The sequence below is a fragment of the Methylobacterium oryzisoli genome (genome assembly GCF_046557895.1).
In the GTDB taxonomy this organism is placed as follows: Bacteria; Pseudomonadota; Alphaproteobacteria; order Rhizobiales; family Beijerinckiaceae; genus Methylobacterium; species Methylobacterium oryzisoli.
On sequence record NZ_JBKIBX010000065.1, the window covers coordinates 1 to 23,666 of the forward strand.

Sequence of the window (23,666 nt, forward strand, 5' to 3'; positions counted from 1 at the left end):
CGCGATCGGTCACGCGGCGGCGATCGCGGCGCTGGAGCGGGTTGCGCCGCGGGCGATCGCGGGGGCGGACCTGCGGGCGCGGCTGAACCGCGACGGGGCGCGCCTCGGGTGAGCGCGTCGCTGCCGCAGGAGGCGCGACCGGTGTCGACCGAAACCGTCGGCGGACAGGCGGTCGTCATGGGGCCCGGTCCGGTCGCGGGCCCCGAGCGCGTCAGAGCTTGACGCCCTCCAGGTAGCCGCGGTTCCACGTCGGACTGATCAGGATCTCGTTGACGCACACGGACGGGGGGAGGCGGGCCACGAACAGGATCGTCTCCGCGAGGTCGTCCGACTGCAGCATGCGCGCCTTGTCCTCCGCCGTGACCGGGACGGGACGCTTGTCGATGATGGGCGTCGCGACCTCGCCGGGACAAATGCAGCAGGACCGGATGCCATGGCCGCATTCCTCCTGGTTCAAGCTCTCCGAGAGCGCCACGAGACCGTGCTTGGCCGCCGAGTAGGCCGGCCCCGTCAGTTTCGACACGTAGCGTCCGGCCCAGGACGACACCTGGATGATCAGCCCGTCGCGCTGCGCCCGCATGGTCGGCAGCACGAGGCGCGAGGCGTAGAAGGGTCCGTTGAGATCGACCCCGATCACCGTGTCGATGCCGGCCGGGTCGATCTCGCTCCAGCTCCGCTTCGGAACGTTCAGGCCGGCGGAGTTCACCAGGATGTCGCAGCGGCCGTAATGGGAGCGGACGGCCTCCCAGGCGCGCTCGACCTCGTCGGCCCGGCCCATATCGGCGGGCGCGACGAGCGCCTCGCTCCCCGCCTCCCGGACGAGATCCGCCGTCGCCTCAAGCGCCTCCCGGCCGCGCCCCGACAGGGCGAGCCGCACCCCGGCCTTGGCGAACGCCACCGCGGCGGCCCGGCCGATGCCGGAGCCCGCCCCCGTGATCCAGGCAACCTGCCCTTCGATATTTCGCAGCATGTCCGGTCTCTCCCGTCATCTCGGTTCTGGCGCGTCGATGGTTCCGGCGGACGCGCGTATCGGTCTTGTGGGCCGGGGATCAGGTCGTCGCGAGCTCCGACGGTGCGGAACGCGTCGAAAGCGCCACGCTACTACCAGCCGGGGCCGTTGCGCGAGCACATCGGCACCGGGCCACGTCGGGGCCTTGGTCCCCTGGTCGGGCCGCGGACCTCGGCTTCACGCCCCTCCTGTCAACGATCCCGAGAGCGGTCATTCGGATCTCCGCTCAAGGCCCGGGTGCGGACGCGTCGACCGGTTCCGGACGATCGCCATCGGCCGCCCCATTCATCGGCCACAAGTGAGCGGGGATCGTCCGCCGCACAAATTGTCCGCTGCCGAGCGGCGCGATATGCGAGCGGCATGACGAAGCCCACGGCCGATCAGATCGCTTCCCTTGGTGCCGCCTTCCAGGCCTTCGTGCGGCGCTACAAGCTCGCTGATGCCGGCAGCGCCGAGAAGCCCCTCAACGAACTCGACGTGCAGACCCTGCTGTACGTCGCGCAGCACCCGAATTGCGGGCCGACCGACATCGCGCGCTACCTGGGCCTGGCGACCACCACCATCTCGTCGGCGACCGACCGCCTGGCCAAGAGAGGGCTCCTGGAGCGCCATCGCATCGAAGGTGACCGCCGGGCGGTCGCGCTCCGCCTCTCCGAGGAGGGTGCCGCCCGTGCCGCCGCGCAGGTGGACGCCTACAACGCCCTCAATCTGGCGATGCTCGAACGCCTGGCGCCGACCGAGCGCGACAGCTTCATCCGCATGGTCACGAAAATCGCATACCACGAAGATTGAATAGTCCGAAGTTCGTCTTATCTGTCGAGTGCGCCCGTTCGACCGGGCCCGACACACGGAGGACGTTCGATGGCCATCAGGGTCAACGGGACCGAGGTCACCTCGCCCGAGGATGCACGAATCTCCCTCCTCGATCTGCTTCGCGAGCGACTTCATCTGACCGGCACCAAGGTCGGCTGCAACCAGGGCGCCTGCGGCGCCTGCACGGTGCTGCTCGACGGCGAGCGGGTGCTGTCCTGCCTCACGCTCGCGGTGCAGGCGGACGGCCGCGAGGTCACCACCATCGAGGGCTTGGCCGACGGCGAGGGGCTGCACCCGCTCCAGAGCGCCTTCATCGCGCACGATGGCTTCCAGTGCGGCTACTGCACGCCGGGCCAGATCTGCGCCGCGTCGGCGATGCTGCGCGAGGTGGCGGCGGGCGTGCCGAGCTACGTCACCGCCGATCTCGCCGAGATGCCCATCGCCCTCTCGCGCGAAGAAATCCGCGAGCGGATGAGCGGCAACCTGTGCCGATGCGGCGCGCATAACGGCATCGTCGAGGCGATCCTTCAGGTCGCAAGGGAGCAGGCCGCATGAACCCCGTCACCTATCAGCGCGCCTCGTCGCTGGCCGAAGCGGTCCGCATGGCCGGGAGCAGCCGCTTGCTCGGCGGAGGCACCAACCTCGTCGATCTCATGCGCAAGGGCGTCGAGCGGCCCTCCCACCTGACCGACGTCTCGGGGTTGTCCGCTGCGATCGAGGCGACCGGCGACGGCGGCCTCGTCATCGGTGCGGCCGCGCGAAACAGCACCGTGGCGGCCCATCCCCTCGTCCGGTCGCGCTATCCGATGCTGTCGCGTGCCATCCTGGCCGGCGCGTCGGCGCAGGTGCGCAACATGGCGACCGTCGGCGGCAATCTCATGCAGCGGACGCGATGCCTGTACTTCGCCGATGTCGCCGGCTCCCGGTGCAACAAGCGGGAGCCCGGCAGCGGATGCGATGCGGCGGGCGGCTTCGAGCGCTACCACGCGATCATCGGCGCCTCGCCGGCCTGCAGCGCCACGCACCCGTCCGACATGTGCGTCGCCCTGGCGGCGCTCGACGCAGGAGTTCGGATCGCGGGCCCGGCCGGCCGGCGGACGGTGGCGCTGATCGATTTCCACCGCCTGCCCGAGGACCGGCCCGACCGGGAGACCGTGCTCGAGCCAGGCGAGGTCATCGAGGCGATCGAGATTCCCGCCTCGCTCGTCGCGGCCCGGTCCGCCTACCGCAAGGTGCGGGATCGCGCGAGCTACGCCTTCGCCCTCGTCTCGGTCGCGTCGGGATTGACGCTGCGCGAGGGCCGGATCGACGAGATCCGCATCGCCTTCGGGGGCATCGCGCCCAAGCCCTGGCGCGCCCGTCTGGCCGAGGAGGCCCTGCGCGGCGTCGTTCCGAGCGCGGAGGCGTTCAGGGCTGCCGCGGACCTCGAACTCGCCGAGGCCGCCCCGCGCGCCGGCAACGCCTTCAAGGTCGAACTGGCCAAACGCACTCTCGCCGCCGTCCTCGCGGACCTCTCGGGAGACGACCGATGAGCAAGGTTCAGAACGCCATCGTCGGCTCCGTCCGGACGGTGCTCGGCTGGGTGCCGCCCCGGTGGCTGCCCGGCGGCACGCCCGACCCCCTGATCGACGGCCGCGGCGCTATCGGACGCCAAGCCTCGCGGCTGGACGGTCCGCTGAAGGTCACGGGCAGAGCACGGTTCGCCGCCGAGGTGGCGGTGGATCGGCTATCCTACGCCACGCTGGTCCACAGCCCGATCGCGCGCGGGCGGATCGCGCAGCTCGACACCAGTGCAGCGGACAACGCGCCTGGCGTGATCCTGGTCCTGACCCACCGCAACATGCCGCGGATCGACAGCCCGGCGCTGATCTCGATGACCGACGTCTCCGCCGTCGGGAACAGCGACCTGCCCATCCTCCAGGATGCCGAGATCCGCTACAACGGTCAGGTCGTGGCCCTGGTCGTCGCCGAGACGCAGGAACAGGCCGATCACGCGGCGTCGCTTCTCGCGATCGACTACGCGCCCGCGACGCCCGCGACCCGCTTCGAGGATGCGAAGGCCGAGGCGCGGGTGCCCGACTCGCTCCTGATCGAGCGGAACCACGTGTCGGTCGGGAAGGCCGAGCGCGAACTGGCCCAGGCGGCGCATCGTGTCGACAACGTCTACCGGACTCCCTGGCAGAACCACAACGCGATCGAGCTTCACGCCCTGACGGTGATCTGGGAGGGCGAGGACACGCTGACCGTGCACGATGCGACGCAGATGATCGCGCCGAGTGCTGCCGTCCTCGCCAAGCTGTTCGGGCTCAGGAAGGATCGGGTCCGCGTGCTCTCGCCGTTCGTCGGCGGCGGGTTCGGCGGCAAGGGGCTGTGGGACCATCAGATCGTCGCGATCGCGGCCGCGCGCCTCCTCGGGCGGCCCCTGCGGCTGATGCTCAGCCGAGAGAGCGTCTACCGCATCATCGGCGGACGCTCTCCGACGGAGCAGCGCGTCGCCATCGGTGCCGATCGGGATGGGAGCTTCACGGCGCTGATCCACAGCGGCTACTCGGTGATGCCCCCCTACGCCGCCTGCCCGGAGGCCTTCACGCTCGGCTCGCGCGCGCTCTACCGGGCCGGGAGTTTCGAGATCGTCCAGCGCCATGTCGATCTCGACGTCGTCCCGAACACCTTCATGCGCGCACCGGGCGAGGCGATCGGCAGCTTCGCGCTGGAGAGCGCCATCGATGAACTCGCGCATCGGATGGGGATCGACCCCATCGACCTGCGGTTGCGCAACGAGCCGGAGCGGCATCCGATCTCGGGGGCGCCCTTCTCGCAGCACGCGCGACGTCGGACCTTCACCGAGGGTGCGACGCGCTTCGGCTGGGAGCGGCGGCAGCACGCACCCGGCGCGCGGCGCGAGGGCGAGTGGCTGATCGGCATGGGCTGCGCCACCGGGAGCTTCCCGTATGCCCGCATGCCGAGCGCCACCGCCCGCATCACGCTTCGCCGCGACGGCTCGGCCTTGGTCGCCTGCTCGGCGCAGGAGATGGGCATGGGCACGGCGACGGTTCAGACGCAGCACGCCGCGGACCGGCTCGGCTTGCCCGTCTCCGACGTGGTGTTCCAGCTCGGCGACTCCGCGCTGCCGGCTGCCCCGATGGCCGGCGGCTCGTCGCAGACGGTCTCGGTCGCGGGCGCGATCATCGCGGCGGCCGAAAAACTCACCGGCGAGCTGGTGCGCCTCGCCGGCAACGACAGCCCGGTCGCCGGCCTGCGGGCGAGTGAGGTCCGCCTCGTCGACGGAGGCGTCGGCGCGATCGAGGACACCGCGCGGCACGAGACCTATCGCTCGATCCTGACCCGGGCCAAGCGCGAGGAGATCACCGTCACGGCGACGGGAAGCCCGCCGCTGGAGATGCTCAAATACGCCATGCACAGCACGTCCGCGGTCTTCTGCGAGCTGCGCGTGAGCGAGGTCACCGGGGAGATCCGGGTCGATCGGCTGCTCGGCTCGTTCGATTGCGGCACCATCCTCAACCCGCAGACCGCCGCCAGCCAGTTCAAGGGCGGGATGATCATGGGCCTGGGCCTGGCGCTGACGGAGGAAACGCTGTTCGACGACCGCAGCGGCCGGATCATGAACCCGTCGCTGGCGGACTATCACATCCCCGTCCATCTCGACGTGCCGGAGATCGAGGTGATGTGGACTGGCATCCCCGATCCGCGCTCGCCCCTCGGTGCACGGGGCATCGGCGAGATCGGCATCACCGGCGTCGCGGCCGCCGTCGCCAACGCGATCTTCAACGCGACGGGACGGCGCGTTCGGGACCTGCCGATCACCCTCGACAAGCTCCTGTAGGCGCCCCGGTGCTCGGCCGAGCGTCGCCACGCCTCGTTCGAGCCCGCCGGTTCCGCGCGGTGCCCATCCCGATCGGTTGAAGGACGCCTCCGATCGCGGCCTGCGACGTCGCGCGAGGTCGCGGCGGCACTGCCTCCAGGCGGAGATCCCCCATCCTTGATCTTGTCCCCTGCGGCGCCGATCCGGGTGCGGCCGGACGACGGGCCGCGCGCCGGGACCGTCGACGCGCTCAATCCCCATCGCCGGACCCTGGCTCCCGGCCGTGAAGCGGATCGGCCGTTCGCGGACGGCGTCGTCAGAGCGTGACCGTCTTCAGCTCACGCCGCAGGAAGTCCAGCAACAGCCGGATCTTGGGCGGCACGAGTGCACTGGGCCGGTAGGCCGCGTAGATGGGGATCGCGTCTTCCGGCTCGAAGCGCTCCAGGATGGGACGGAGGCGCCCGGCGCGGATATCCTCGCCGACGCGCAGGTCGGTGACGCGGCCGATCCCGAGCCCCGCGATCACGGCTTCGTAATTGCCGTGGCCGCCGTTGACGACGTAGTTGCCGTGGACCTTGAGCTTGAGCGGGCGCCCGTCGACCACGAACGACCACTCGTTGCTCATCAACCCGAGGCGGCTCATCAGCACGCAGTTGTGGGTCAGGAGGTCCCGGGGGGTCGCGGGAGTGCCGTACCGCTCCAGGTAGGAGAGCGCCGCGCAGACGATCTGGCGGCTGGACGCCACCTTGACGATCACCGCGGCCGAATCCTTGGGCACGCCCCATCGCAGCGCCACGTCGTGATCCGAGAGGGTGGGGTCGGTCTCGTCGTCCGAGAGGTCGAGATGGACCCGGATCTGCGGGTGCTGCGCGAGAAAGCGCGGCAGGACGGGGATGAGGCGGTGGAGGCCGATCATGATCGGACTCGTCACCCGCAGCGTGCCGCGCGGCTCGCCGCCGAACTCGCCCACGACGAGCTCCGTCTCGGCGATCTCCGCCAGGATGCGGTTCGATCGCCGGTGGTAGGTCTCGCCGGCCTCGGTGAGCGAAAGGCGACGCGTGGTGCGATCCAGGAGCCGCACCCCGAGGCGGCGCTCCAGCCCGTCGACGCGCCGGCAGACCGCGGAACGCGTGACGCCGAGCTGCTTTGCGGCCGCGGCGAAGCTGCCGCTCTCGACCACCTGGGCGAAGACCTGCATGTCGCTGCCGCTGCTCACGCCGGCTCCATCGTTGCGTTCCTCTCAACAGTATGTGTCGCGCGCCGGCGGTTCCCGTCAATCTGCCGTTCCGCGTAGGCTTGCAGCCGGAAGGCCGCTCCGAGACGGCCGCCGCGGAGGGACGAGATCGTGAAGATCCCATCAGGCTCGCGCGCGTTCTTGGACGCGCCCCGGTGATCAAGCTCGTGACGTTCCAGAAGCGCGTCGCGGCCCTGACGCGCCCAGACTTCGAGGAGCGCTGGCGCACGATCCACGGTCCGATCGCGGCGCGCTTCCCGGGGCTGCGCGGCTACATGCTCGGCTTCTCCCTGGACGAAGGTGAGCCGCCCGCCGACGGGATCGCGCAGCTCTGGTTCGATAGCCGCGAAGCGTGCCAGGCCTCCTACGCGTCCGAGATCGGCCGCAACGGCTCCGCCGATGCCTCCGCGTGGCTCGCGCGGCGCGAGCATCTTCTGGCCTCCGAGCAGTGGCTGCGGCGTGCGGGTGCGATCGACGCCACCCCGTTCAAGCTGGTGCTCTGCCTCAAGCGACCGTCCGGGGATGCGCGCGACGCCTTCCTCGACGGCCTGCGCGATGCGGCCACGGCGGCCCTGTGCGAGCGCGCCGGCGCCGTCCAGGCCCGCCTCAGCCTCGACGAGGCCGGCCTGCTCCTGAATTCCAAGGTCGATGGCGACCTGTCCCTCGTCGCCGGCGAAGCGCCCTACGACGCCCTGGTCGAACTCTGGTTCGCCACGGAGGCGGCGGCGCGGGCCGGGCGCGCGGCGGCGGCCGGATGGAAGGACGAGGCGTTCGGCACCCGGCTCGGGCGGTTCGAGGACGCGCTTCTGAGCGAGCACGTGGTGGTGATGCCCCCGTCGCCCGCCTACGGAACGATGGAAGGACCGACACCATGAACAAGACCGCTCTCGTCATCGGAGCGACGGGCGTCTCGGGCCGGGCGCTGATGGATCATCTCGAACGCCAGAGCGACTGGACCGTGATCGGCGTGTCGCGCAAGCCCCCATACTTCCCGACGAAGGCGCGCTTCGTGCACGCCGACCTGATGGACCCCGAGAGCTGCCGCGACAACCTCGGCGGTCTTCGTGAGGTCACCCACGTCTTCTATTGCGCCTATCTCGACAACAAGGTGATCGCGGAAACGCGCGCCCCGAACGCGCGGATGTTCGCCAACGTCCTGCCGGTGATCGAAGCGGCGGCGGCGAACCTGCAGCACGTCTGCATCCTGCAGGGGACCAAATACTACGGGCAGTACCTCGGCCCCTTCAAGACGCCGGCCAAGGAGAGCGATCCCCGGATCGACGTTCCCCACTTCTACTACGACCAGCAGGACCTCGTCATGGAGGCGAGCGCCGGGAAGGCGTGGTCCTGGTCGGCGGCCCGCCCGCACGTGATCTGCGGCTTCGCCCTCGGCAATCCGCTCAACATCATCACGACCATCGCGACCTACGCGACCCTGGCGCGCGAGATGGGCGAGCCCTTCACGTTCCCGGGAAAGCCCGGCGCCTTCACCTCCGTCTACCAGGCGACCGATGCCGGCCTCCTCGCCCGCGCCATGGTCTGGATGGCGACGAATCCGGCCTGCGCCGAACAAGCCTTCAACATCACGAACGGCGACTTCTTCCGCTACCAGAACCTGTGGCCCGTCTTCGCCCGCCACTTCGGCGTCGAGCCGGGCGGCGTCGAGACCGTGGACATGACGAAGCGCATGGCCGACGCCGACGCGCTCTGGGACAGGATCGTCGCGCGGGAAGGCCTGCAGAAGCACCCGCTGTCCCAGCTCGTGAACTGGAACTTCGCGAACTACGCCTTCTCGAACGACTGGGACGTGATGTCCGACACGACGAAGTGCCGGCGCTACGGCTTCCTCGAATTCATCGACAGCGAGGAGATGTTCCTCGGTCACTTCCGCGACCTGCAGCGCAACCGGATCGTTCCCTGAGCGCCTGAGGAGTACGGCCATGCCCTACATGGTGGTTGCCGACGACAAGCCCGGCACGGCGGAGCTCCGGGCGCGCGTGCGCCCGGCCCACATCGCCTACCTCGAGTCGCACCTGGAGCGGCTGATCGGTGCCGGCGCCAAGCTCGCCGACGACGGCACGACCGCGATCGGCAGCCTCTACCTGATCGACACCGACGATCGGGCGGAGGCCGAGCGCTTCGTCGCCGAGGATCCGTTCATGGTCGAGGGGGTGTTCTCCGGCTTCGTCGCGACGCGGTGGCGCAAGGCGATCCTCGACGGCCGCAGCTTCATTCCGAGGGACTGACCATGACGTCCTCGGCCCGGCCGTCGCTCGATCCCGCCCTCGCGGCCGAGTTCGAGCGCAACGCCTTCAACCCCTGCGTCGGCACGGTCCTGCTCTCCGAGAGCGACCGGGCGCGGGTCTGGTACATCCGCCTCGAACCGGGGGAGCGCATCGGCTTCCACCGCCACGTGCTCGACTATTTCTGGACCGCGCTGACGGCGGGCCGGGCCCGCTCGCACGTCGATGGCGGGCCGGCCCGGGAGGCCCGGTACGTCGCGGGGCAGACCAGCCACATGCGCTTCGCGCCCGGAGAGTTCATGCTCCACGACCTCCAGAACGTCGGCGATACGCCGCTCACCTTCATCACCGTCGAGCACCTCGAGAGCGCGAACCCGCCGCTTCCGCTGCCGCCCGGCGTGACGCCGCGCGGTCTCGATGCCGGGACGGTCGCGCCGTGAGTGGGGTGGATCACACCCGCGCGACCGGCCCGTTCGCGCCCGACGCCTTCGCGGGCCGCGTCGTCCTCGTCACCGGAGCGGGACGGGGCATCGGCAAGCTGCTCGCCGAGAGACTCGCCGCCCTCGGCGCCCGCGTCGCGCTCTGCGACATCGTGGGTGACCGCGCGGAGGCGGCGGCGCGCGGCATCGCGCAGGCCGGCGGTGAGGCGCTGGCGCTGACGGTCGACGTCTCGGCGGAAGGCGACGTCGAGCGCGCCGCCGAGGCGGTTCTCGCGCGCTGGGGGCGGATCGACGTCCTCGTCAACGCCGCGGGCAGCTACGGCGCGGCCTACCGCGTCACCCACGAGACGCCGGTCGAGGAGTGGGATTCGGTCTTCGCCTCGAACGTCCGCGGCAGCTTCCTGTGCGCCAAGGCGGTGCTGCCGCACATGGTGGCGGCGGGCGGCGGCCGGATCATCAACTTCGCCTCCAATGCCGGCCGCTCGGTCAGTCCGCTCCTCGGCTGTTCCTACACGGCGGCGAAGACGGCCGTGATCGGGATGACCCGGCACCTGTCGCGCGAATATGCCCGCCACGGCATCCTGGTGAACACGATCGCACCGGGTCCGGTCGAGGGCGAGCGGGTCAGCGGCCTGCTCCGCGATGCCGAGGAGAGCGAGACCCTGAGCGGCCAGATCCCGATCGGCCGCCTCGCCGAGCCGGCCGACATCGTCGACGTGGTCCTGTTCATGGCGTCGGACGCATCCCGCTACATGACGGGCGCCATCCTCGACGTCTCGGGCGGGCTGATCCTCGCCTGACCCGCAAAGCGCCCGGAGAGGCGCTCCAGGGTGATCCAACGAACGGAGGGAACCATGACGTCCACACGCCGCAGCTTCGTCGCCTCGGGCCTCGCTGCCGCCTCCACCTTCGCCATCGTCCGCCCGGCCCAGGCCGCGACCTACCGCATGGCCACCAACCTCCCGGCGGGCCATCCGATGATCGCCCGCCTCGAGGAGGCGGCCCGCAACGTCAAGGCCGACACCAACGGCGAGTTCGACATCCGCATCTTCCCCAACAGCCAGCTCGGCGGCGACCTCGAGGTCCTGTCGCAGCTCCGCCAGGGCGCGATCCAGTTCTACCCGCTCGCCGGAGCTCAGCTGTCGAACCTCGCACCCGTGGCCTCGCTCAACGGCGTCGGCTTCGCGTTCAACACCCTCGCCGACGTCTGGAAGGCGATGGACGGCGACGTCGGTGCGCTGATCCGCCGAGCGCTGGCCGGCACGGGCCTGCACGTCTTCGACGAGATGTTCGACAACGGATTCCGCCAGATCACCACCGGCTCCAAGCCGATCGAGAAGCCGGGTGATCTCGCCGGCGTCCATATCCGGGTGCCGCCGAGCCCGCTCTCGACCTCCCTCTTCAAGGCATTCGGGGCCGCCCCGCAATCGATCAGCTTCGGGGAGGTCTACACCGCCCTCCAGACCAAGCTCGTCGACGGGCAGGAGAACCCGCTGCCCCTCGTCGACAGCGGCAAGTTCTACGAGGTTCAGAAGTTCGTGAGCCTGACCAACCACATGTGGGACGGCTTCTGGGTCCTGGCCAACGGCCCGTTCTGGAAGCGCCAGCCGGCCGCGACGCAGGCGGCCATCACCAAGCATTTCCGTGCCGCGGCCCTGGCCGAGCGGGAGGATGTCGTCACGCTCACGAACAGCCTCCGCACGAAGCTGGCCGGGGCCGGCATGACCTTCGTCGAGCCGAACCGGCAGGCCTTCCGCGACGTGCTCAACGGATCGAGCTTCTACAAGGATTGGAAGGAGAAGTTCGGTCCCGAGGCCTGGACCACGCTCGAACGATACACGGGCAAGCTCGGGTGAGCGGCGTGGCTGCGACCTCCTCCGGCGCCGTCGCCGAGCCCGGCGCCGCCCCGGTCAGCCACCCCCTCGACGTGGTCGAGGCGGTGCTCGGCCGGGTGGTGGACGTGGCCGCCGCCGCGCTCCTCCTCGCCGACATCCTGCTGCTCGGCTGGGCCGTGACGGCGCGCTACGCGCTGAACATCCCGGTGACCTGGGTCGAGGAGGCGGCCACCCTCGTCTTCCTCTGGTTCGGCATGCTGGGCGTGGCGAGCGCGCTGCGCCGCCGCATCCATCTCCGCCTGACGTTCGTCCTCTCCCGGATGGGGCCGGAGGCGCGGCAGCGGACGGAGCGGCTCGCCCACCTCGTGCTGCTCGTCTTCCTCCTCAAGCTCGTGGTGCCGACGATCGCGCTCATCGAGCTCAACCACATCGTCACCTCGCCCAATCTCGGCGTGCCGGGCTCGGTGCCGGCGGCCGCGACCCTCGTCAGCATCACCCTCATGGCGGTGTTTCTCCTGATCCGGATGTGGCGGGAGATGACGAAATCGGCCTTCGCCCTGTCCGTCGCGGGCGCCGCCCTCTGCGCGCTCGCCCTCGAACTCGCGCCGCCGTTCCTGGCCGACCTCGGCAACCTCAACCTGCTGCTCTTCTTCGGCCTCGGCGTGATGACGCTGATCGTGATCGGCGTGCCCATCGCCTTCGCGTTCGGTGCCGCGACCGTGTCCTACTTCGCGCTCACGAGCGATCTGCCGCTCACCGTCATCGTCGGACGCATCAACGAGGGGATGTCCCACTTCATCCTCCTGACCATCCCGCTGTTCATCTTCCTCGGCATCCAGATCCAGTACACCGGCATGGCGCGGGCGATGATCAACTTCGTCATGGCGCTGATCGGCCCGGCCCGCGGCGGGCTCAGCTACGTGATGCTCTGCGCCATGTACCTCGTCTCCGGCATCTCGGGCGCGAAGGCCGCCGACATGGCGGCGATCGGCCCGATCCTGGCGCCCGCCATGAAGGAGCGCGGCGTGCGCGACGGCGACACTGCGGCGCTCCTGGCGGTCTCGGCCGCGGCCGCCGAGACGATTCCGCCGAGCCTCGTCCTCATCATCATGGGCTCCGTGACGGGCATCTCCATCGCGTCGCTCTTCGTCGGCGGTCTCGTGCCGGCCGTCGTCTGCATGGCGGCGCTCGCAATCGCCGTCTACGCCCGCTCCCGCGGGGAGCGCCGCGGCACGGATCGGCGGGATCTCAGGGTCATCGGCCGCACCTTCGTCATCGCGATCCCCGCCCTCGCCTTGCCGCTGATCATCCGCGCGGCGGTCCTCGAAGGGGTGGCGACCGCCACGGAGGTGGCGGTGATCGGCGTGGCCTACGTGGCCGTCGTGGGCGCCATCACGATGCGCGGCGTCTCGCTCCGACGCCTGGGCGAGATCCTGGTCGAAACGACCGCGCTGACCGGCACGATCATGATCATCATCGCGCTCGCGGGCGCCATGTCCTGGGCGCTCACGCAATCGGGCTTCGCGGACACGCTCGTCGCGGCCATGCGCCAGCTGCCGGGCGGCAAGGTGACCTTTCTGGCGGTCTCGATCCTGGCCTTCGTGGTGTTCGGGAGCATCCTCGAGGGCATCCCGGCCATCGTCCTGTTCGGGCCGCTCCTCGTGCCGGTCGCGCAGTCTCTCGGCGTCCACCCGGTGCAATACGCGATGGTCGTCCTGCTCTCGATGGGGCTGGGCCTGTTTTCACCGCCCTTCGGCTATGGCTACTACACGGCCTGCGCCATCACCAAGACGTCGCCCGACGAGGCGATGTGGAACATGGTGCCCTATCTGGGGGCGCTCCTGGCCGCGATCGTCCTCGTGGCGGCCTTCCCCTGGCTCAGCATCGGGTTCCTCTGAAGCTTGGGGGCTCGACGCGCCCCGACGTAAGGCACGCTCCGAGACCGCTCCGTGAGCATCCTTGAGCGCTCGCCCGACGAGCCCCCGGCAAGGGGGCTCGATCGGTGCCGAGACCCTGGTCCCCGGTCTCAGCCGCGCGGTGCGACGAAGCGGAATGCCGGATGGCGGCAGCGTTCGTCGTCATCGCGCATCAGCCGTGCCCGTTCTCGGTCATGCGCCGCATGCGCTGCGACACCGTGAACCGGCCCGCCGGATGCAGGGTCGACGAGATCTCGAAGGTCTTGCCCTTCTCGTCGACGTAGTGGCGCACGATCCGCAACGCGGGCGTCTCGGCCTCGGCCTGCAACGCGGCGGCGCGCGCGGCCGGGAGGGCGACCGCGTCGACATCCTGCCGGATCTCGGCGCTGCGCCGGCCGTAGCGCTGCTCGATCAGCGTGGTGATCAGAAGGTCCGGTGAGGCGCGAACGACGTCGCCGAGGTCGGCGTAGATCGGGTCGATGTACACGTCGGTCCAGCCGATCGGCGCGCCGCCCGGCTTCCCGTCGAGGCGCAGGCTGGAGATCCGGAACCAGCGCGTTCCCTGCTGGCAGCCGAGTTCCGCCGCGAGCGCGGCGTCCGCCGTCACCTCGGCCGTGTCCTGAACCTCGCGGATATGGGCGGCGCCGAACTGGATCAGGTCCTCCAGGGAGGCGAGCGACTGGCGGTAGCCGCTGGTCGGCACCGCGGCCTCGACCCGCGTCCCCGCCTTCTTCCGGCGCGAGATCAGCCCCTGATCCTGCAACTGGCGGATCGCGGTGCGCACCGTGTGGCGGCTTGCCCCGTAATGCTCGCAGAGGTCCAGTTCGGTCGGCAGCAGCGACCCGACCGGGTAGCGGCCCGAGGCGATCCCGGCCGTCAGATCCCGCGCCACCTGCGCCCACAACGTCTCGCTCATCCGCTCCTCTCGCCCGTCTGCACGCCGCGGCGCGCCACCCCTCTTGACATCATGTCCGGACATAATCTACCTGGTTAATGTCCGTACATAATAGCACCGCTGGTCGGGCGGTCGGAGGAACCCATGAGCCGCGCGATCCCCGCACCTGCTACCACCGTCATCGACTCCCTCCTGTTCCGCGATGCCTTCGGCACCCCGGCCATGCGCGCGATCTTCTCCGACCACGCCTTGATCCGGCGCTTCATCGAGGTCGAGATCGCGCTGGCCAAGGCCGAGGCCGCCTGCGGTGTCATCCCGGCGGACGCGGCCGAGCAGATCGCCGCCCGGTGCGATTTCGAGACGCTGGACTTCGACCTCCTGCGCCACGAGACCGACACTGTCGGCTACCCGATCCTGCCGCTCGTCCACCAGCTGGTGAAGCAGTGTGGCGAGGCGGGGCGCTACGTCCACTGGGGTGCGACCACCCAGGACATCATGGACACGGCCAACGTGCTCCAGATCCGGGCCGGGCTCGATCTCGTCGCGGCCGACGTCGACGCGCTGCGCACGACCCTGGCCGACCTGTCGCGCCGCTACCGCGACACCCCGATGGCCGGCCGCACGCACCTCCAGCAGGCCCTCCCGGTCACCTTCGGCTACAAGACCGCGATCTGGCTCGCCGCCCTGGACCGCCACGCGGAGCGCCTTGCCCAGCTCCGTCCTCGGGTGCTCGTCGGCTCCTTCGCGGGGGCGGCGGGGACGCTGGCCTCGCTCGGCGAGCACGGTCTTCCCGTGCAGGAGGCCCTCTGCCGAGAACTCGGCCTCGGCCTGCCGGTCTCGACCTGGCACGTGGCGCGCGACGGCTTCGCCGAGGTGGTGAACCTGCTCGCCCTGATCACCGGTTCTCTCGGCAAGATCGCCCTCGACGTGATGATCATGGCCTCGACCGAGTTCGCCGAGGTCTACGAGCCCTTCGTCACCGGGCGGGGCGCCTCCTCGACCATGCCGCAGAAGCGCAATCCGATCTCGTCCGAACTGATGCTCGCCGCCGCGAAGGGCGTGCGCCAGCAGGCCGGGCTGATGCTCGACGCCATGGTGCAGGACTTCGAGCGGGCGACCGGCCCCTGGCACGCCGAGTGGCTGGCGATCCCCGAGAGCTTCGTGCTGACGGCGGGCGCCCTGCATCAGGCGAAGTTCGCGCTGGGCGGCCTGATCGTGGACGAGGCGCAGATGCGCCGGAACCTCGGCATCAGCCGGGGTCTGATCGTCGCCGAGGCCGCCATGATGGCGCTCGCGCCCCATACCGGGCGGGGCCGAGCGCACGACCTCGTCTACGCCGCCTGCCGGGTCGTGAACGAGCAGGGCGGCACGCTGGCCGAGGCGCTCGCGGCCATGCCCGAGATCACGGCGCATGTCGACCGGGCCGCGATCGACCGCCTGACCGACCCGGCGAACTACCTCGGCGCCGCCCCGCAGATGGTCGACCGCGTGCTCGCCGCGGTGCCGCGCCGCGGCTGACTCCCACCGCCACCCGCTGTCCGCACGCGCCGCGCCGCAGGCCACCGCCCTCGGCGCCACCAAGAGCGCGCGTTCCTCGCCCGCCCATCGGAGGAAACCATGACGACGACCGTCAGCACGCCCGCCGACCTGCACCCGCCGCCCGCATCCGGCGCCAAGCCGCGCAGGTCGATCTGGACCAACCTCGGCTTCCAGATCGTCGTGGCGATGGTGCTCGGGGCCGCGGTCGGCTTCCTGTTCCCGAGCTTCGCCGCCCAGCTCAAGATCCTGGGCGACATCTTCCTGCGCCTGATCAAGACGGCAGTCGCACCGCTGGTCTTCCTGTGCGTGGTGGTCGGCGTGACCTCGGCGGGCGACTTCAAGCGCATCGGCAAGGTCGGGCTGATCGCGATGCTCTACTTCGAGATCGTCTCGACGATCGCGCTCGCGGTCGGCCTCCTCGCCGCAAACCTGCTCGGCGTCGGCCAGGGCATGGCGGAGACCACGAAGGCGACGCTCGCCCAGGGCAAGGCGCCGACCGGCGCCGCCGCGCCCCACTCGACCCTCGACTTCATCCTCAACGTCTTCCCCGACAACTTCATCGGCGCCTTCGCCCGGGGCGAGCTGCTCCAGGTGCTCGTCATCGCGCTGATCTTCGGCGCCGCCCTGCTGCACCTCCCGCCCGAGAAGCGACAGCCGATCGAGCGGGGTCTCAACACCATCTCGGACGCGTTCTTCGAGTTCATCCACCTCATCATGTGGTGCGCGCCGATCGGCACCTTCGGGGCGGTGGCGTTCGCGGTCGGGTCCAGCGGCACGAGCGTGCTGCTCTCGCTGATCTACCTCGTGCTGAGCTTCTACGCCGTCGTCATCCTCTTCATCGTCGTGGTGCTCGGGGCGATCTCGGCCCTGTTCAAGGTCAACCTGTTTCGCCTCCTCGCCTTCATCAAGGAGGAGATCACCATCGTGCTCGGCACCGCCTCCTCGGAGAGCGTGCTGCCGCGCCTCCTCGAGAAGCTGCCGACCTATGGCTGCTCGCGGCAATCGGTCGGGCTCGTGCTGCCGACCGGCTACGCGTTCAACCTCGACGGCACCTCGATCTACATGTCGATGGGCGTGATCTTCCTCGCCAACGCCTACCACGTGCCGCTCGACCTCGGGCAGCAGCTCGGCATCCTGGCGATCATGTTGCTGACCTCGAAGGGCGCCGCGACGGTCTCGGGCGGGAGCTTCGTGGTCTTCGCCGCGACGGTGGCGGCGACGGGTGTGCTCCCCCTCGAAGGATTGCCGATCCTCTTCGGTGTCTACCGCTTCATGTCGATCGCCATCGCCACCACCAACGTGATCGGCAACAGCGTCGCGACGGTGATCACCGCGAAGCTCGCGGGCGAGTTCGACGAGGCCGTGGCCCGCGACGCCCTCGCCCGGATGCGGGCCGAGAAGGCGCTGGCGGCCTGACCGTCCGGCCATCATGGATGGGGTGACGCCACCGTCATCCCGGGTCGCACCCTTCGTCCGCGGGTCCGGGATCGGGGATCAGCGGTGCGCGGCGGGTGATGCACAGGAGGTTCACGCCCATGTCCGACGCCTCTCGTATCGAACACGACGCCTACGGCGAGGCGTCGATCCCGGCCGGGCGCTACTGGGGGGCTCAGACGGCGCGGGCCTTGGACATCTTCACGCTCGGTGCGGAGCGCTTCCCCGCCGGGCTGATCCACGCGTTCGGCCTCCAGAAGCTCGCGGCCGCGCGCGCGAACCGGCGCCTCGGCGTTCTGGCGCCCGACCTCTCCGAGGCGATCGAGAGGGCCGCGCGCGAGGTGGCGGAGGGCGTCTTCGACGACCACTTCCCGCTCACCGTCTGGCAGACCGGGTCCGGCACGCAGACGAACATGAACGCCAACGAGGTCATCGCCAACCGCGCCAACGAGCACCTCGGCAGCCCGCTCGGCGCGCGGTCGCCGGTTCACCCCAACGATCACGCCAATCGCTCGCAATCCTCGAACGACACCTTTCCGACCGTCATGCACCTCGCGACGGCGCTCGCCCTGCGGGATGACCTTCACCCGGCCCTCTCCCTCCTGGCCGACACGCTCGCCGAGAAGGCCGAGGCGTTCGCGGACGTGGTCAAGATCGGGCGCACGCACCTGATGGACGCGGTGCCGATGACGGTCGGGCAAGCCTTCGACGCCTTCGCCCGGCAGGCCGCGCTGGGGCGCGAGCGCCTGGAGGCGGTCACGCCGCGGCTCCTTCGCCTGCCTCAGGGAGGCACCGCGGTGGGAAGCGGGCTCAACGCGCCCGCCGGATTCGACGCGGTGTTCTGCGAAGAGATCTCGGCGCTGACCGGCCTCGCCTTCACGCCGAACCCGAGCAAGTTCGAAGGCATGGGCGGCCACGACGCCCTCGTCGAAGTCTCGGGCGCCCTCAGCGTCGTGGCGGTCTCGCTGACGAAGATCGCGAACGATCTGCGCTTCCTGGGGTCGGGCCCGCGCTGCGGCCTGGGCGAACTCGTCGTCCCGCACGACGGGCTGACGTCGTCGATCATGCCCGGCAAGCGCAACCCGACGATCGCCGAGGTCGTGCTGCAGATCGCGTTCCAGGTCATGGGCAATCACGCCACGGTGACGGCCGCGGGCGCCTCCGGGAATTTCGAACTGAACGTCGCCAAGCCGGTACTGATCTACAACCTGCTTCAGTCGATCCGGCTTCTGAGCGACGGGTGCCGCCTGTTCGCCGAGCGCTTCGTGTCAGGATTGGAGGTCGACCGCCAGCGCCTCGAGGGGAACGTGGCCGGTGCATTGCTGGTCGCCACGGTCCTCAATCCGGTTCTGGGTTACGATCGGGTCGCGCAGATCACGGAGACCGCGTTGCGAGAGGATGTGACGCCCAGGGAGGCTTGCCTCACGCTGGGTTTCCTCGACGCGGCCGAGTACGATCGTCTCGTCGATCCGGTCCGGATGGCGCGGCCGAACGGCTGAGGCCGTCTCGTCTTCGACGTCGATCACCAGATCGGTGGCCATGTCGTGGCTTCTCTCAAGCCCCATCGAAGGGCCGGAGCGTCTACCGAGCCAGGTTCCCGACCGGGACATCGATCCGCATCGTCAGACCCTCCGCCGCCCAGTCGTGATGGATCTCGCCATCGAGCTGCCCGACGGCGCTGCGCGCCACGAGCACGCTCCCGAACCCGCGCCGCCCCGGCGGTCCGGCCACCGCCGGGCCGCCGCGCTCCCGCCACAGCAGCGACAGCGACGCGCCCTCGCGGCGGCTGCCGATCTCGACCCGTCCGGCCGCGACCGAGAGCGCCCCGTACTTCACGGCGTTCGTCGCCAGCTCGTGCACGATCAGCGCCAGGGCCGTCGCCGCCTGCTCGCCCACCGCCGCGTCGTCGCCCGCGATCACCACCCGCTCACGGTCCTCCTCGGCGTAAGGCGTCAGCAACGTGCGCAGCAGGCCCTGGACCGTCTGGTTCGGAACGGCGGGCTGACGGTCGGGCCCGTGCGGGCGCACGTACTCGTGGGCCTGCGCCAGCGCCTGAAGGCGGGCGCGAAAGCTGTCGGCGTAGTCCCTCGCGGCCGGATGGCCGCGCGCCGTCAGGGCGGCCAGTCCCTGGACGACCGCGAAGATGTTCTTGATCCGGTGGGACAATTCACGGGTCAGAAGCTCGCGCGCCTCCTCGTTCGCCTTGCGCCACGTGACGTCGCGATGCGCCCCGATCAGCCGCAGGGCTCGACCGCTCGCGTCGCGCTCGATCTGGGCGGTGGCGGCGATCCAGCGAACCTCGCCGTCGCTGGGCCGGACGATCCGGTACTCGGCCCGGTAATCCGTCTCGCTGCCCCGGACGGTGTCGACGAAGTGGCGCTCCGTGGTCTCGCGGTCATCAGGGTGGATGCGGCGCACCCACTCCTCGTGGCTCTCCTGCGTGGCGTCCGAGGGCAGTCCATGGATGCGCAGGTACTGCGCCGATCGTCGGTTCCTGAACCCGGCCCCGAGCTCGACTTCGAGGCCGCCGACGCCCGCGATCTCCTGGACCCGCACGAGTTCGGTTTCGCGCCGCGCGAGGGTGCCCATCAGGCGTCGGTGCTCGAGGAGCGTCATCACCTGACGCGCGAGGGCCTGGAGCATCTCGCCCTGCGCGACGGTCAGACCCGGTGGACGCGGGGCATGATCGAGCACGCACAGCGACCCGATCGGCAGGCCCTCCGGGGTCACCAGCGTGGCTCCGGCGTAGAAGCGCAGGGGAGGCTCGCCCGCCACCAACCGATCGCCGCTGAAGTGCGGATCCCCGGCGGTATCAGGCACGACGAGCAGATCACCTCGAAGGAGTTCCTGCTTGAGGATCGGATCGTGGAGCGGCGCTTCGCGGATCCCCAAGCCGATCTCGGCCTTGAAGAACTGCCGCGTGGTCTCGATCAGCGTCACGGCGGCGATCGGCGTGCGGCAGATCTGGGCTGCGATCCTGCAGATGTCGTCGAAACTCTGCTCGGGCGGCGTGTCGAGCACCGCGTAGGCGCGAAGTGCCGCGAGCCGCTCCGTCTCCGAGCAGCGGCAAGCGCCCGGCTCATGGTGATCGAGGTCGGTGTCCATCCTTGGCCACCTCTAACGATCCGTGCGGCGAGATCGAACCTGCATACCTTAGCCGGAACGCCGTCGACAATGAAGGCTTGTCGAGGTGACGCCACGGGCGTTCTCCCGATCCAGGCCGTCACAGATGCCGGGCGGCGGGAGGGCGTAAGCTGCGAGCGATGCGGCCGCCGCGTCAGCCCTCCCGTCCGGCAGCGGGTGGCGGCGACCTCAAGCCGAATCGAGCGTGAGGCTGCCCGGTCTCGGCAGAGCAGGGGAGGGCGGTCAGGATCGGTCGAAAAACCGTCGGATCTGTTCCGTATGGAGCGGGAACGCCGTCTCGACCGGCTCGCGGATCACCACGACGTCGGAGATCTCGGCATCGTGCGTGAACGCGCCCGCGTGATCGACGGGCGGGCTCCGGCAGAACAGCAGGTTCTGGCGACGATCCGGAGTGGTCACCAGCGAGATCGCGCTGAGCGAAGCCGGATCGACGGTCACGCCGGTCTCCTCCCGCACTTCGGCCGCTCCGGCCTCCTGCCACGTCTGCCCGAGCATCTGGTAGCCGCCCGGAAGCGCCAGCTTGCCCTGACCCTAACCGGGGAGCGCGCGGCGGATCATCAGCAGCCCGCCGCCGATCGGCACGAGGATGACCACGACGGTCGGGGTGTTCCGGTAGACGGTCATGGCGCCTCACGAGGGATTGCTACGGCGAGAGAGCGTCGTGACAGCGGCCGATCAACTGGACCGCGCCGTGCTCGTGGCCTTGGATGAGTGAACCGCAGTGATGTCACCCATCACCGATCTTGGCGTGTGCGGCAGGGCTCGCAGGGGTAGAGGGCCAGCGACATCGTGGAGTCAGCCGTGCCGACCTCGACCACTCTTGCCGCCTTCGCGCTCCTCTCGCTCGGGATGGTCCTGACGCCCGGGCCGAACATGATCTACCTGATTTCACGCTCGATCTCCCAGGGACGGGCCGCAGGACTGATCTCGCTCATCGGCGTGGGGCTCGGCTTCGTCATCTACATGCTGATGGCCGTCTTCGGCATCACCGCGCTCCTGCTCGCCGTGCCCTTCGCCTACGATGCGCTGCGTCTTGCCGGGGCGGCGTACCTGCTCTGGCTGGCGTGGGGCGCCCTGAAGCCCGGTGGGCGTTCGCCGTTCCAAGTGAGGGATCTGCCGAAGGACAGCCCTCGCAAGCTGTTCCTGATGGGCCTGCTCACCAATCTCCTGAACCCGAAGGTGGCGCTTCTCTACCTCGCGCTGCTGCCGCAGTTCATCGATCCGGCACAGGGCAGCGTCCTGGTCCAGTCCGTCCTGCTCGGGTCCATGCAGATCGCGATCAGCCTGTCGGTCAACGCGCTCATCGCGCTCGCCGCAGGAACGTTGGCCGGCTTCCTCGGCACGCGGCCGACCTGGCTTCGCCTTCAGCGCTGGCTGATGGGCACCGTGCTGGCGGGCCTCGCGGTCAGGATGGTGAGCGAGGCACACCGATGAGGGCTGCGCCGGCCGTCCGGGTCCTGGGTCGCGATCGGGACAGCGACAGGATCGAGACGGATGACCACTCCATGCTTAAACGGTCGGCATGGAGCTTCATCCGGAAGGGCGGCGATGCAGTGGCGCTTGATGCGGCCGGAGGATCTCCCGGTCGTCCACCGGATCGGGAACGAGGTCCACCCGCCTCACCTTCACGAGGAGATGGAGCCGCTCCGATCCCGCTTCACGGTGGGCCGAGAGTTCTGCTTCGTCCTGACGGATGGAAGCCACGTTTCGGGATACCTCGTCGGCCATCTCTGGGACGACACCGTTCCGCCGCTCAATGGCGTCCTGAGGGCACCGGATCGGCCGAAAACAGCCTTCCTCCATGATCTGGCGGTGCTGCCCGCCGCGCGCGGAGCGGGTGCCGCGCGCGCAGGCGTGGAGCGGTTCCTGGCTCAGGCCCGCCGCTGCACCGAGCACGCCTCGCTGGTCGCCGTGAACGCGAGCATGCCCTTCTGGCACCGGCGCGGCTTCCGCGTGGCGGAGGCCGCGCCAGGGCTCACCCTGTACGGGGCGGATGCTGTGTTCATGACGTGGCAGCCGTAGAAGGCCGGCTCCCGCACGACCGGCATGCCGGCGATGCACTATGCCGGGAAGGCCTCGTCCAACTGCCGCAGCTCGTCCGTTCCNCGTAGAAGGCCGGCTCCCGCACGACCGGCATGCCGGCGATGCACTATGCCGGGAAGGCCTCGTCCAACTGCCGCAGCTCGTCCGTTCCGAGCGTCAGGGTCAACGCCGCCGCATTCTCGCGCACATGGGACACCGAGCCGGATTCGGGAATCGCGATCACGCTCCCGGAGCGCACCGCCCATGCCAGTGCCAGAGCTGCCGGGCTTCGACCCTGCGAGGACGCGATGCGCTGCACGGTCGGGTTCCGCAACACACTCGCGCCTTCACCGCCGAGCGGGGAATAGGCCATGACGGCCACGCGATGTTGCACACACCAGGGCAGGACGGCGCGCTCGACCTTCCGATCGGCCAAGCTGTAGGGCACCTGATTGGTCGCGCAGTGCTCGCCCCCGGGGATGCGCCAGAGCCGCTCCATGTCGGCGACGCCGAAGTTCGACACGCCCCAGCGCCGGATCCGACCGCCCGCCCGCAATTGCTCGAAGGTCTCGACGACCTCTGCCAGATCCTTCACGCGGTCAGGCCAATGCAGCAGGTACAGATCGAGATGATCGGTGCCGAGACGGGCGAGGCTCGCGGAGCAGGATTCCTGGATGCCCGCCCGGGTCGCGTGCGAGGGCCACACCTTCGAGACGAGGAAGACCTGATCACGACGGTCCTTGATCACGCGCCCGATCAGCTGCTCCGCCTTGCCGCCGCCGTAGACCTCGGCCGTATCGATGAGCGTCATGCCGAGCGAGAGGCCGGTGCTCATCGCCTGCTCCTCCTCCTCGGCCGGGCGCCGCCCCTGGCCCAGACGCGCCGATCCTTGCCCGACGGCCGGCACGACCGCGCCATCGCTCAGAGAAACGGTCTGCCCGACCGCGCTCGTGGCCCTGTTCGGCAGACCGAGGGCCGAGATCAGGCCGACGCCGCATACGGCAAAGCGACGGCGCGTGATCGCGTGCATGACATTCTCCGACGTCGATGGCGGATCGGAGCAATGTACACGGCTTGGGACACCGCAGGTACGGCGAACGGGCGTGATCGCCGGATCAGCGAGCCCGGCGCCCTCCGTGAGCACGGAGCATTGGCCCGACCGCTGCCGCGTCGGACCGCACCGTCACCGGAGGAGAGCGGTGACGGTGCGGCACCGAGGGTTCAGGCGTTGGAGCGATAATCGCCCGTCGCGGCGAGGCCAGCGGTGCTCACGCCGCCGGCATCGTTGACGCCGAAGCGCCGGAAGCCGCGGCCGAAGC

The 23,666-nt window shown here is 69.9% G+C and carries 22 protein-coding genes; 16 read left to right on the top strand and 6 right to left on the bottom strand.

Translation table 11 applies throughout. The features are described 5' to 3' along the window. Positions 1–211: 211 nt before the first annotated feature. Complete coding sequence (locus ACKUB9_RS31885; protein ID WP_407530328.1) at positions 212–970, bottom strand: SDR family oxidoreductase; 759 nt, start codon at positions 968–970, stop codon at positions 212–214. Positions 971–1,369: 399 nt separating this feature from the next. Here ACKUB9_RS31885 and ACKUB9_RS31890 point away from each other — a divergent pair, with 399 nt between their 5' ends. The 4 genes from ACKUB9_RS31890 to ACKUB9_RS31905 all read left to right on the top strand — a co-directional run bounded on the left by ACKUB9_RS31890 (position 1,370) and on the right by ACKUB9_RS31905 (position 5,666). Continuing rightward, a complete protein-coding gene (locus ACKUB9_RS31890) occupies positions 1,370–1,801 on the top strand; it encodes a MarR family winged helix-turn-helix transcriptional regulator (protein ID WP_407530330.1) in 432 nt (143 codons plus the stop codon). 69 nt (positions 1,802–1,870) lie between these two features. Then, positions 1,871–2,377, top strand: coding sequence for a (2Fe-2S)-binding protein (locus ACKUB9_RS31895; protein WP_407530331.1), 507 nt, complete (start codon positions 1,871–1,873; stop codon positions 2,375–2,377). Further along, on the top strand, positions 2,374–3,354 hold the full coding sequence (locus ACKUB9_RS31900) for an FAD binding domain-containing protein (protein WP_407530333.1): 981 nt from the start codon (positions 2,374–2,376) through the stop codon (positions 3,352–3,354). Before ACKUB9_RS31895 ends, ACKUB9_RS31900 begins: the two co-directional genes overlap by 4 nt. Next, the gene (locus tag ACKUB9_RS31905; RefSeq protein WP_407530335.1) at positions 3,351–5,666 is read left to right on the top strand and encodes a xanthine dehydrogenase family protein molybdopterin-binding subunit; all 2,316 of its coding nucleotides are present in this window, start codon (positions 3,351–3,353) and stop codon (positions 5,664–5,666) included. Before ACKUB9_RS31900 ends, ACKUB9_RS31905 begins: the two co-directional genes overlap by 4 nt. A 295-nt stretch (positions 5,667–5,961) precedes the next feature. Here the strand turns inward: ACKUB9_RS31905 and ACKUB9_RS31910 are convergent, their stop codons facing one another. Then, the gene (locus ACKUB9_RS31910; protein WP_407530336.1) at positions 5,962–6,861 is read right to left on the bottom strand and encodes a LysR family transcriptional regulator; all 900 of its coding nucleotides are present in this window, start codon (positions 6,859–6,861) and stop codon (positions 5,962–5,964) included. 173 nt (positions 6,862–7,034) lie between these two features. Between ACKUB9_RS31910 and ACKUB9_RS31915 the strand changes: the two genes are divergently transcribed. From ACKUB9_RS31915 to ACKUB9_RS31945, 7 genes are read left to right on the top strand one after another with little or no spacing between them, the layout of a single operon-like run. Continuing rightward, positions 7,035–7,754, top strand: coding sequence for an EthD family reductase (locus ACKUB9_RS31915; RefSeq protein WP_407530338.1), 720 nt, complete (start codon positions 7,035–7,037; stop codon positions 7,752–7,754). Next, positions 7,751–8,800: an SDR family oxidoreductase gene (locus tag ACKUB9_RS31920; RefSeq protein WP_407530340.1), complete on the top strand. Its 1,050-nt coding sequence runs from the start codon at positions 7,751–7,753 to the stop codon at positions 8,798–8,800. The genes ACKUB9_RS31915 and ACKUB9_RS31920 overlap by 4 nt, the downstream gene beginning before the upstream one ends. Before the next feature lie 19 nt (positions 8,801–8,819). Then, complete coding sequence (locus ACKUB9_RS31925) at positions 8,820–9,125, top strand: YciI family protein (protein WP_407530342.1); 306 nt, start codon at positions 8,820–8,822, stop codon at positions 9,123–9,125. A 2-nt stretch (positions 9,126–9,127) separates the two neighbouring features. After that, positions 9,128–9,562, top strand: a complete 435-nt coding sequence (locus ACKUB9_RS31930; protein ID WP_407530343.1) for a cupin domain-containing protein — start codon at positions 9,128–9,130, stop codon at positions 9,560–9,562. Next, entirely contained in the window at positions 9,559–10,362 is an 804-nt protein-coding gene (locus ACKUB9_RS31935; protein ID WP_407530345.1) for an SDR family NAD(P)-dependent oxidoreductase, read from the top strand. The genes ACKUB9_RS31930 and ACKUB9_RS31935 overlap by 4 nt, the downstream gene beginning before the upstream one ends. A gap of 54 nt (positions 10,363–10,416) precedes the next feature. After that, positions 10,417–11,418 (top strand): TRAP transporter substrate-binding protein, encoded by a 1,002-nt coding sequence (locus ACKUB9_RS31940; RefSeq protein WP_407530347.1) that lies wholly within the window; start codon positions 10,417–10,419, stop codon positions 11,416–11,418. Between the two features lie 5 nt (positions 11,419–11,423). Then, a complete protein-coding gene (locus ACKUB9_RS31945) occupies positions 11,424–13,295 on the top strand; it encodes a TRAP transporter large permease (RefSeq protein WP_432760193.1) in 1,872 nt (623 codons plus the stop codon). A gap of 190 nt (positions 13,296–13,485) precedes the next feature. Here the strand turns inward: ACKUB9_RS31945 and ACKUB9_RS31950 are convergent, their stop codons facing one another. Further along, on the bottom strand, positions 13,486–14,229 hold the full coding sequence (locus tag ACKUB9_RS31950) for a GntR family transcriptional regulator (protein WP_407530351.1): 744 nt from the start codon (positions 14,227–14,229) through the stop codon (positions 13,486–13,488). A 123-nt stretch (positions 14,230–14,352) separates the two neighbouring features. Here ACKUB9_RS31950 and pcaB point away from each other — a divergent pair, with 123 nt between their 5' ends. The 3 genes from pcaB (at position 14,353) to ACKUB9_RS31965 (ending at position 18,680) form a co-directional block, all read left to right on the top strand. Continuing rightward, entirely contained in the window at positions 14,353–15,726 is a 1,374-nt protein-coding gene (gene pcaB, locus ACKUB9_RS31955) for a 3-carboxy-cis,cis-muconate cycloisomerase (RefSeq protein WP_407530353.1), read from the top strand. 99 nt (positions 15,727–15,825) lie between these two features. Then, positions 15,826–17,163: a cation:dicarboxylate symporter family transporter gene (locus ACKUB9_RS31960; RefSeq protein ID WP_407530355.1), complete on the top strand. Its 1,338-nt coding sequence runs from the start codon at positions 15,826–15,828 to the stop codon at positions 17,161–17,163. A 119-nt stretch (positions 17,164–17,282) separates the two neighbouring features. Then, the gene (locus ACKUB9_RS31965; RefSeq protein ID WP_407530356.1) at positions 17,283–18,680 is read left to right on the top strand and encodes a class II fumarate hydratase; all 1,398 of its coding nucleotides are present in this window, start codon (positions 17,283–17,285) and stop codon (positions 18,678–18,680) included. Positions 18,681–18,762: 82 nt separating this feature from the next. Here the strand turns inward: ACKUB9_RS31965 and ACKUB9_RS31970 are convergent, their stop codons facing one another. Continuing rightward, positions 18,763–20,286, bottom strand: a complete 1,524-nt coding sequence (locus ACKUB9_RS31970) for a sensor histidine kinase (RefSeq protein WP_407530358.1) — start codon at positions 20,284–20,286, stop codon at positions 18,763–18,765. Positions 20,287–20,547: 261 nt separating this feature from the next. Next, complete coding sequence (locus ACKUB9_RS31975; RefSeq protein ID WP_407530359.1) at positions 20,548–20,820, bottom strand: NUDIX hydrolase; 273 nt, start codon at positions 20,818–20,820, stop codon at positions 20,548–20,550. A gap of 354 nt (positions 20,821–21,174) precedes the next feature. Between ACKUB9_RS31975 and ACKUB9_RS31980 the strand changes: the two genes are divergently transcribed. Both ACKUB9_RS31980 and ACKUB9_RS31985 read left to right on the top strand, forming a co-directional pair. Next, on the top strand, positions 21,175–21,759 hold the full coding sequence (locus ACKUB9_RS31980) for a LysE family translocator (protein WP_407530365.1): 585 nt from the start codon (positions 21,175–21,177) through the stop codon (positions 21,757–21,759). A 114-nt stretch (positions 21,760–21,873) separates the two neighbouring features. Beyond that, positions 21,874–22,347, top strand: coding sequence for a GNAT family N-acetyltransferase (locus ACKUB9_RS31985; RefSeq protein WP_407530361.1), 474 nt, complete (start codon positions 21,874–21,876; stop codon positions 22,345–22,347). A 127-nt stretch (positions 22,348–22,474) separates the two neighbouring features. Here ACKUB9_RS31985 and ACKUB9_RS31990 read toward each other — a convergent pair whose 3' ends face one another. After that, entirely contained in the window at positions 22,475–23,377 is a 903-nt protein-coding gene (locus ACKUB9_RS31990; protein ID WP_407530363.1) for an aldo/keto reductase, read from the bottom strand. Between the last annotated feature and the right edge of the window lie 289 nt (positions 23,378–23,666).

Coding starts and splice junctions, on each gene's coding strand:
- ACKUB9_RS31990 (WP_407530363.1), bottom strand. CDS start 23,377: ATGCACGCGATCACGCGCCGTCGCTTTGCCGTATGCGGCGTCGGCCTG.
- ACKUB9_RS31940 (WP_407530347.1), top strand. CDS start 10,417: ATGACGTCCACACGCCGCAGCTTCGTCGCCTCGGGCCTCGCTGCCGCC.
- ACKUB9_RS31890 (WP_407530330.1), top strand. CDS start 1,370: ATGACGAAGCCCACGGCCGATCAGATCGCTTCCCTTGGTGCCGCCTTC.
- ACKUB9_RS31925 (WP_407530342.1), top strand. CDS start 8,820: ATGCCCTACATGGTGGTTGCCGACGACAAGCCCGGCACGGCGGAGCTC.
- ACKUB9_RS31980 (WP_407530365.1), top strand. CDS start 21,175: ATGGTCCTGACGCCCGGGCCGAACATGATCTACCTGATTTCACGCTCG.
- pcaB (WP_407530353.1), top strand. CDS start 14,353: ATGAGCCGCGCGATCCCCGCACCTGCTACCACCGTCATCGACTCCCTC.
- ACKUB9_RS31960 (WP_407530355.1), top strand. CDS start 15,826: ATGACGACGACCGTCAGCACGCCCGCCGACCTGCACCCGCCGCCCGCA.
- ACKUB9_RS31885 (WP_407530328.1), bottom strand. CDS start 970: ATGCTGCGAAATATCGAAGGGCAGGTTGCCTGGATCACGGGGGCGGGC.
- ACKUB9_RS31950 (WP_407530351.1), bottom strand. CDS start 14,229: ATGAGCGAGACGTTGTGGGCGCAGGTGGCGCGGGATCTGACGGCCGGG.
- ACKUB9_RS31905 (WP_407530335.1), top strand. CDS start 3,351: ATGAGCAAGGTTCAGAACGCCATCGTCGGCTCCGTCCGGACGGTGCTC.
- ACKUB9_RS31965 (WP_407530356.1), top strand. CDS start 17,283: ATGTCCGACGCCTCTCGTATCGAACACGACGCCTACGGCGAGGCGTCG.
- ACKUB9_RS31970 (WP_407530358.1), bottom strand. CDS start 20,286: ATGGACACCGACCTCGATCACCATGAGCCGGGCGCTTGCCGCTGCTCG.
- ACKUB9_RS31975 (WP_407530359.1), bottom strand. CDS start 20,820: ATGCTCGGGCAGACGTGGCAGGAGGCCGGAGCGGCCGAAGTGCGGGAG.
- ACKUB9_RS31930 (WP_407530343.1), top strand. CDS start 9,128: ATGACGTCCTCGGCCCGGCCGTCGCTCGATCCCGCCCTCGCGGCCGAG.
- ACKUB9_RS31920 (WP_407530340.1), top strand. CDS start 7,751: ATGAACAAGACCGCTCTCGTCATCGGAGCGACGGGCGTCTCGGGCCGG.
- ACKUB9_RS31985 (WP_407530361.1), top strand. CDS start 21,874: ATGCAGTGGCGCTTGATGCGGCCGGAGGATCTCCCGGTCGTCCACCGG.
- ACKUB9_RS31900 (WP_407530333.1), top strand. CDS start 2,374: ATGAACCCCGTCACCTATCAGCGCGCCTCGTCGCTGGCCGAAGCGGTC.
- ACKUB9_RS31895 (WP_407530331.1), top strand. CDS start 1,871: ATGGCCATCAGGGTCAACGGGACCGAGGTCACCTCGCCCGAGGATGCA.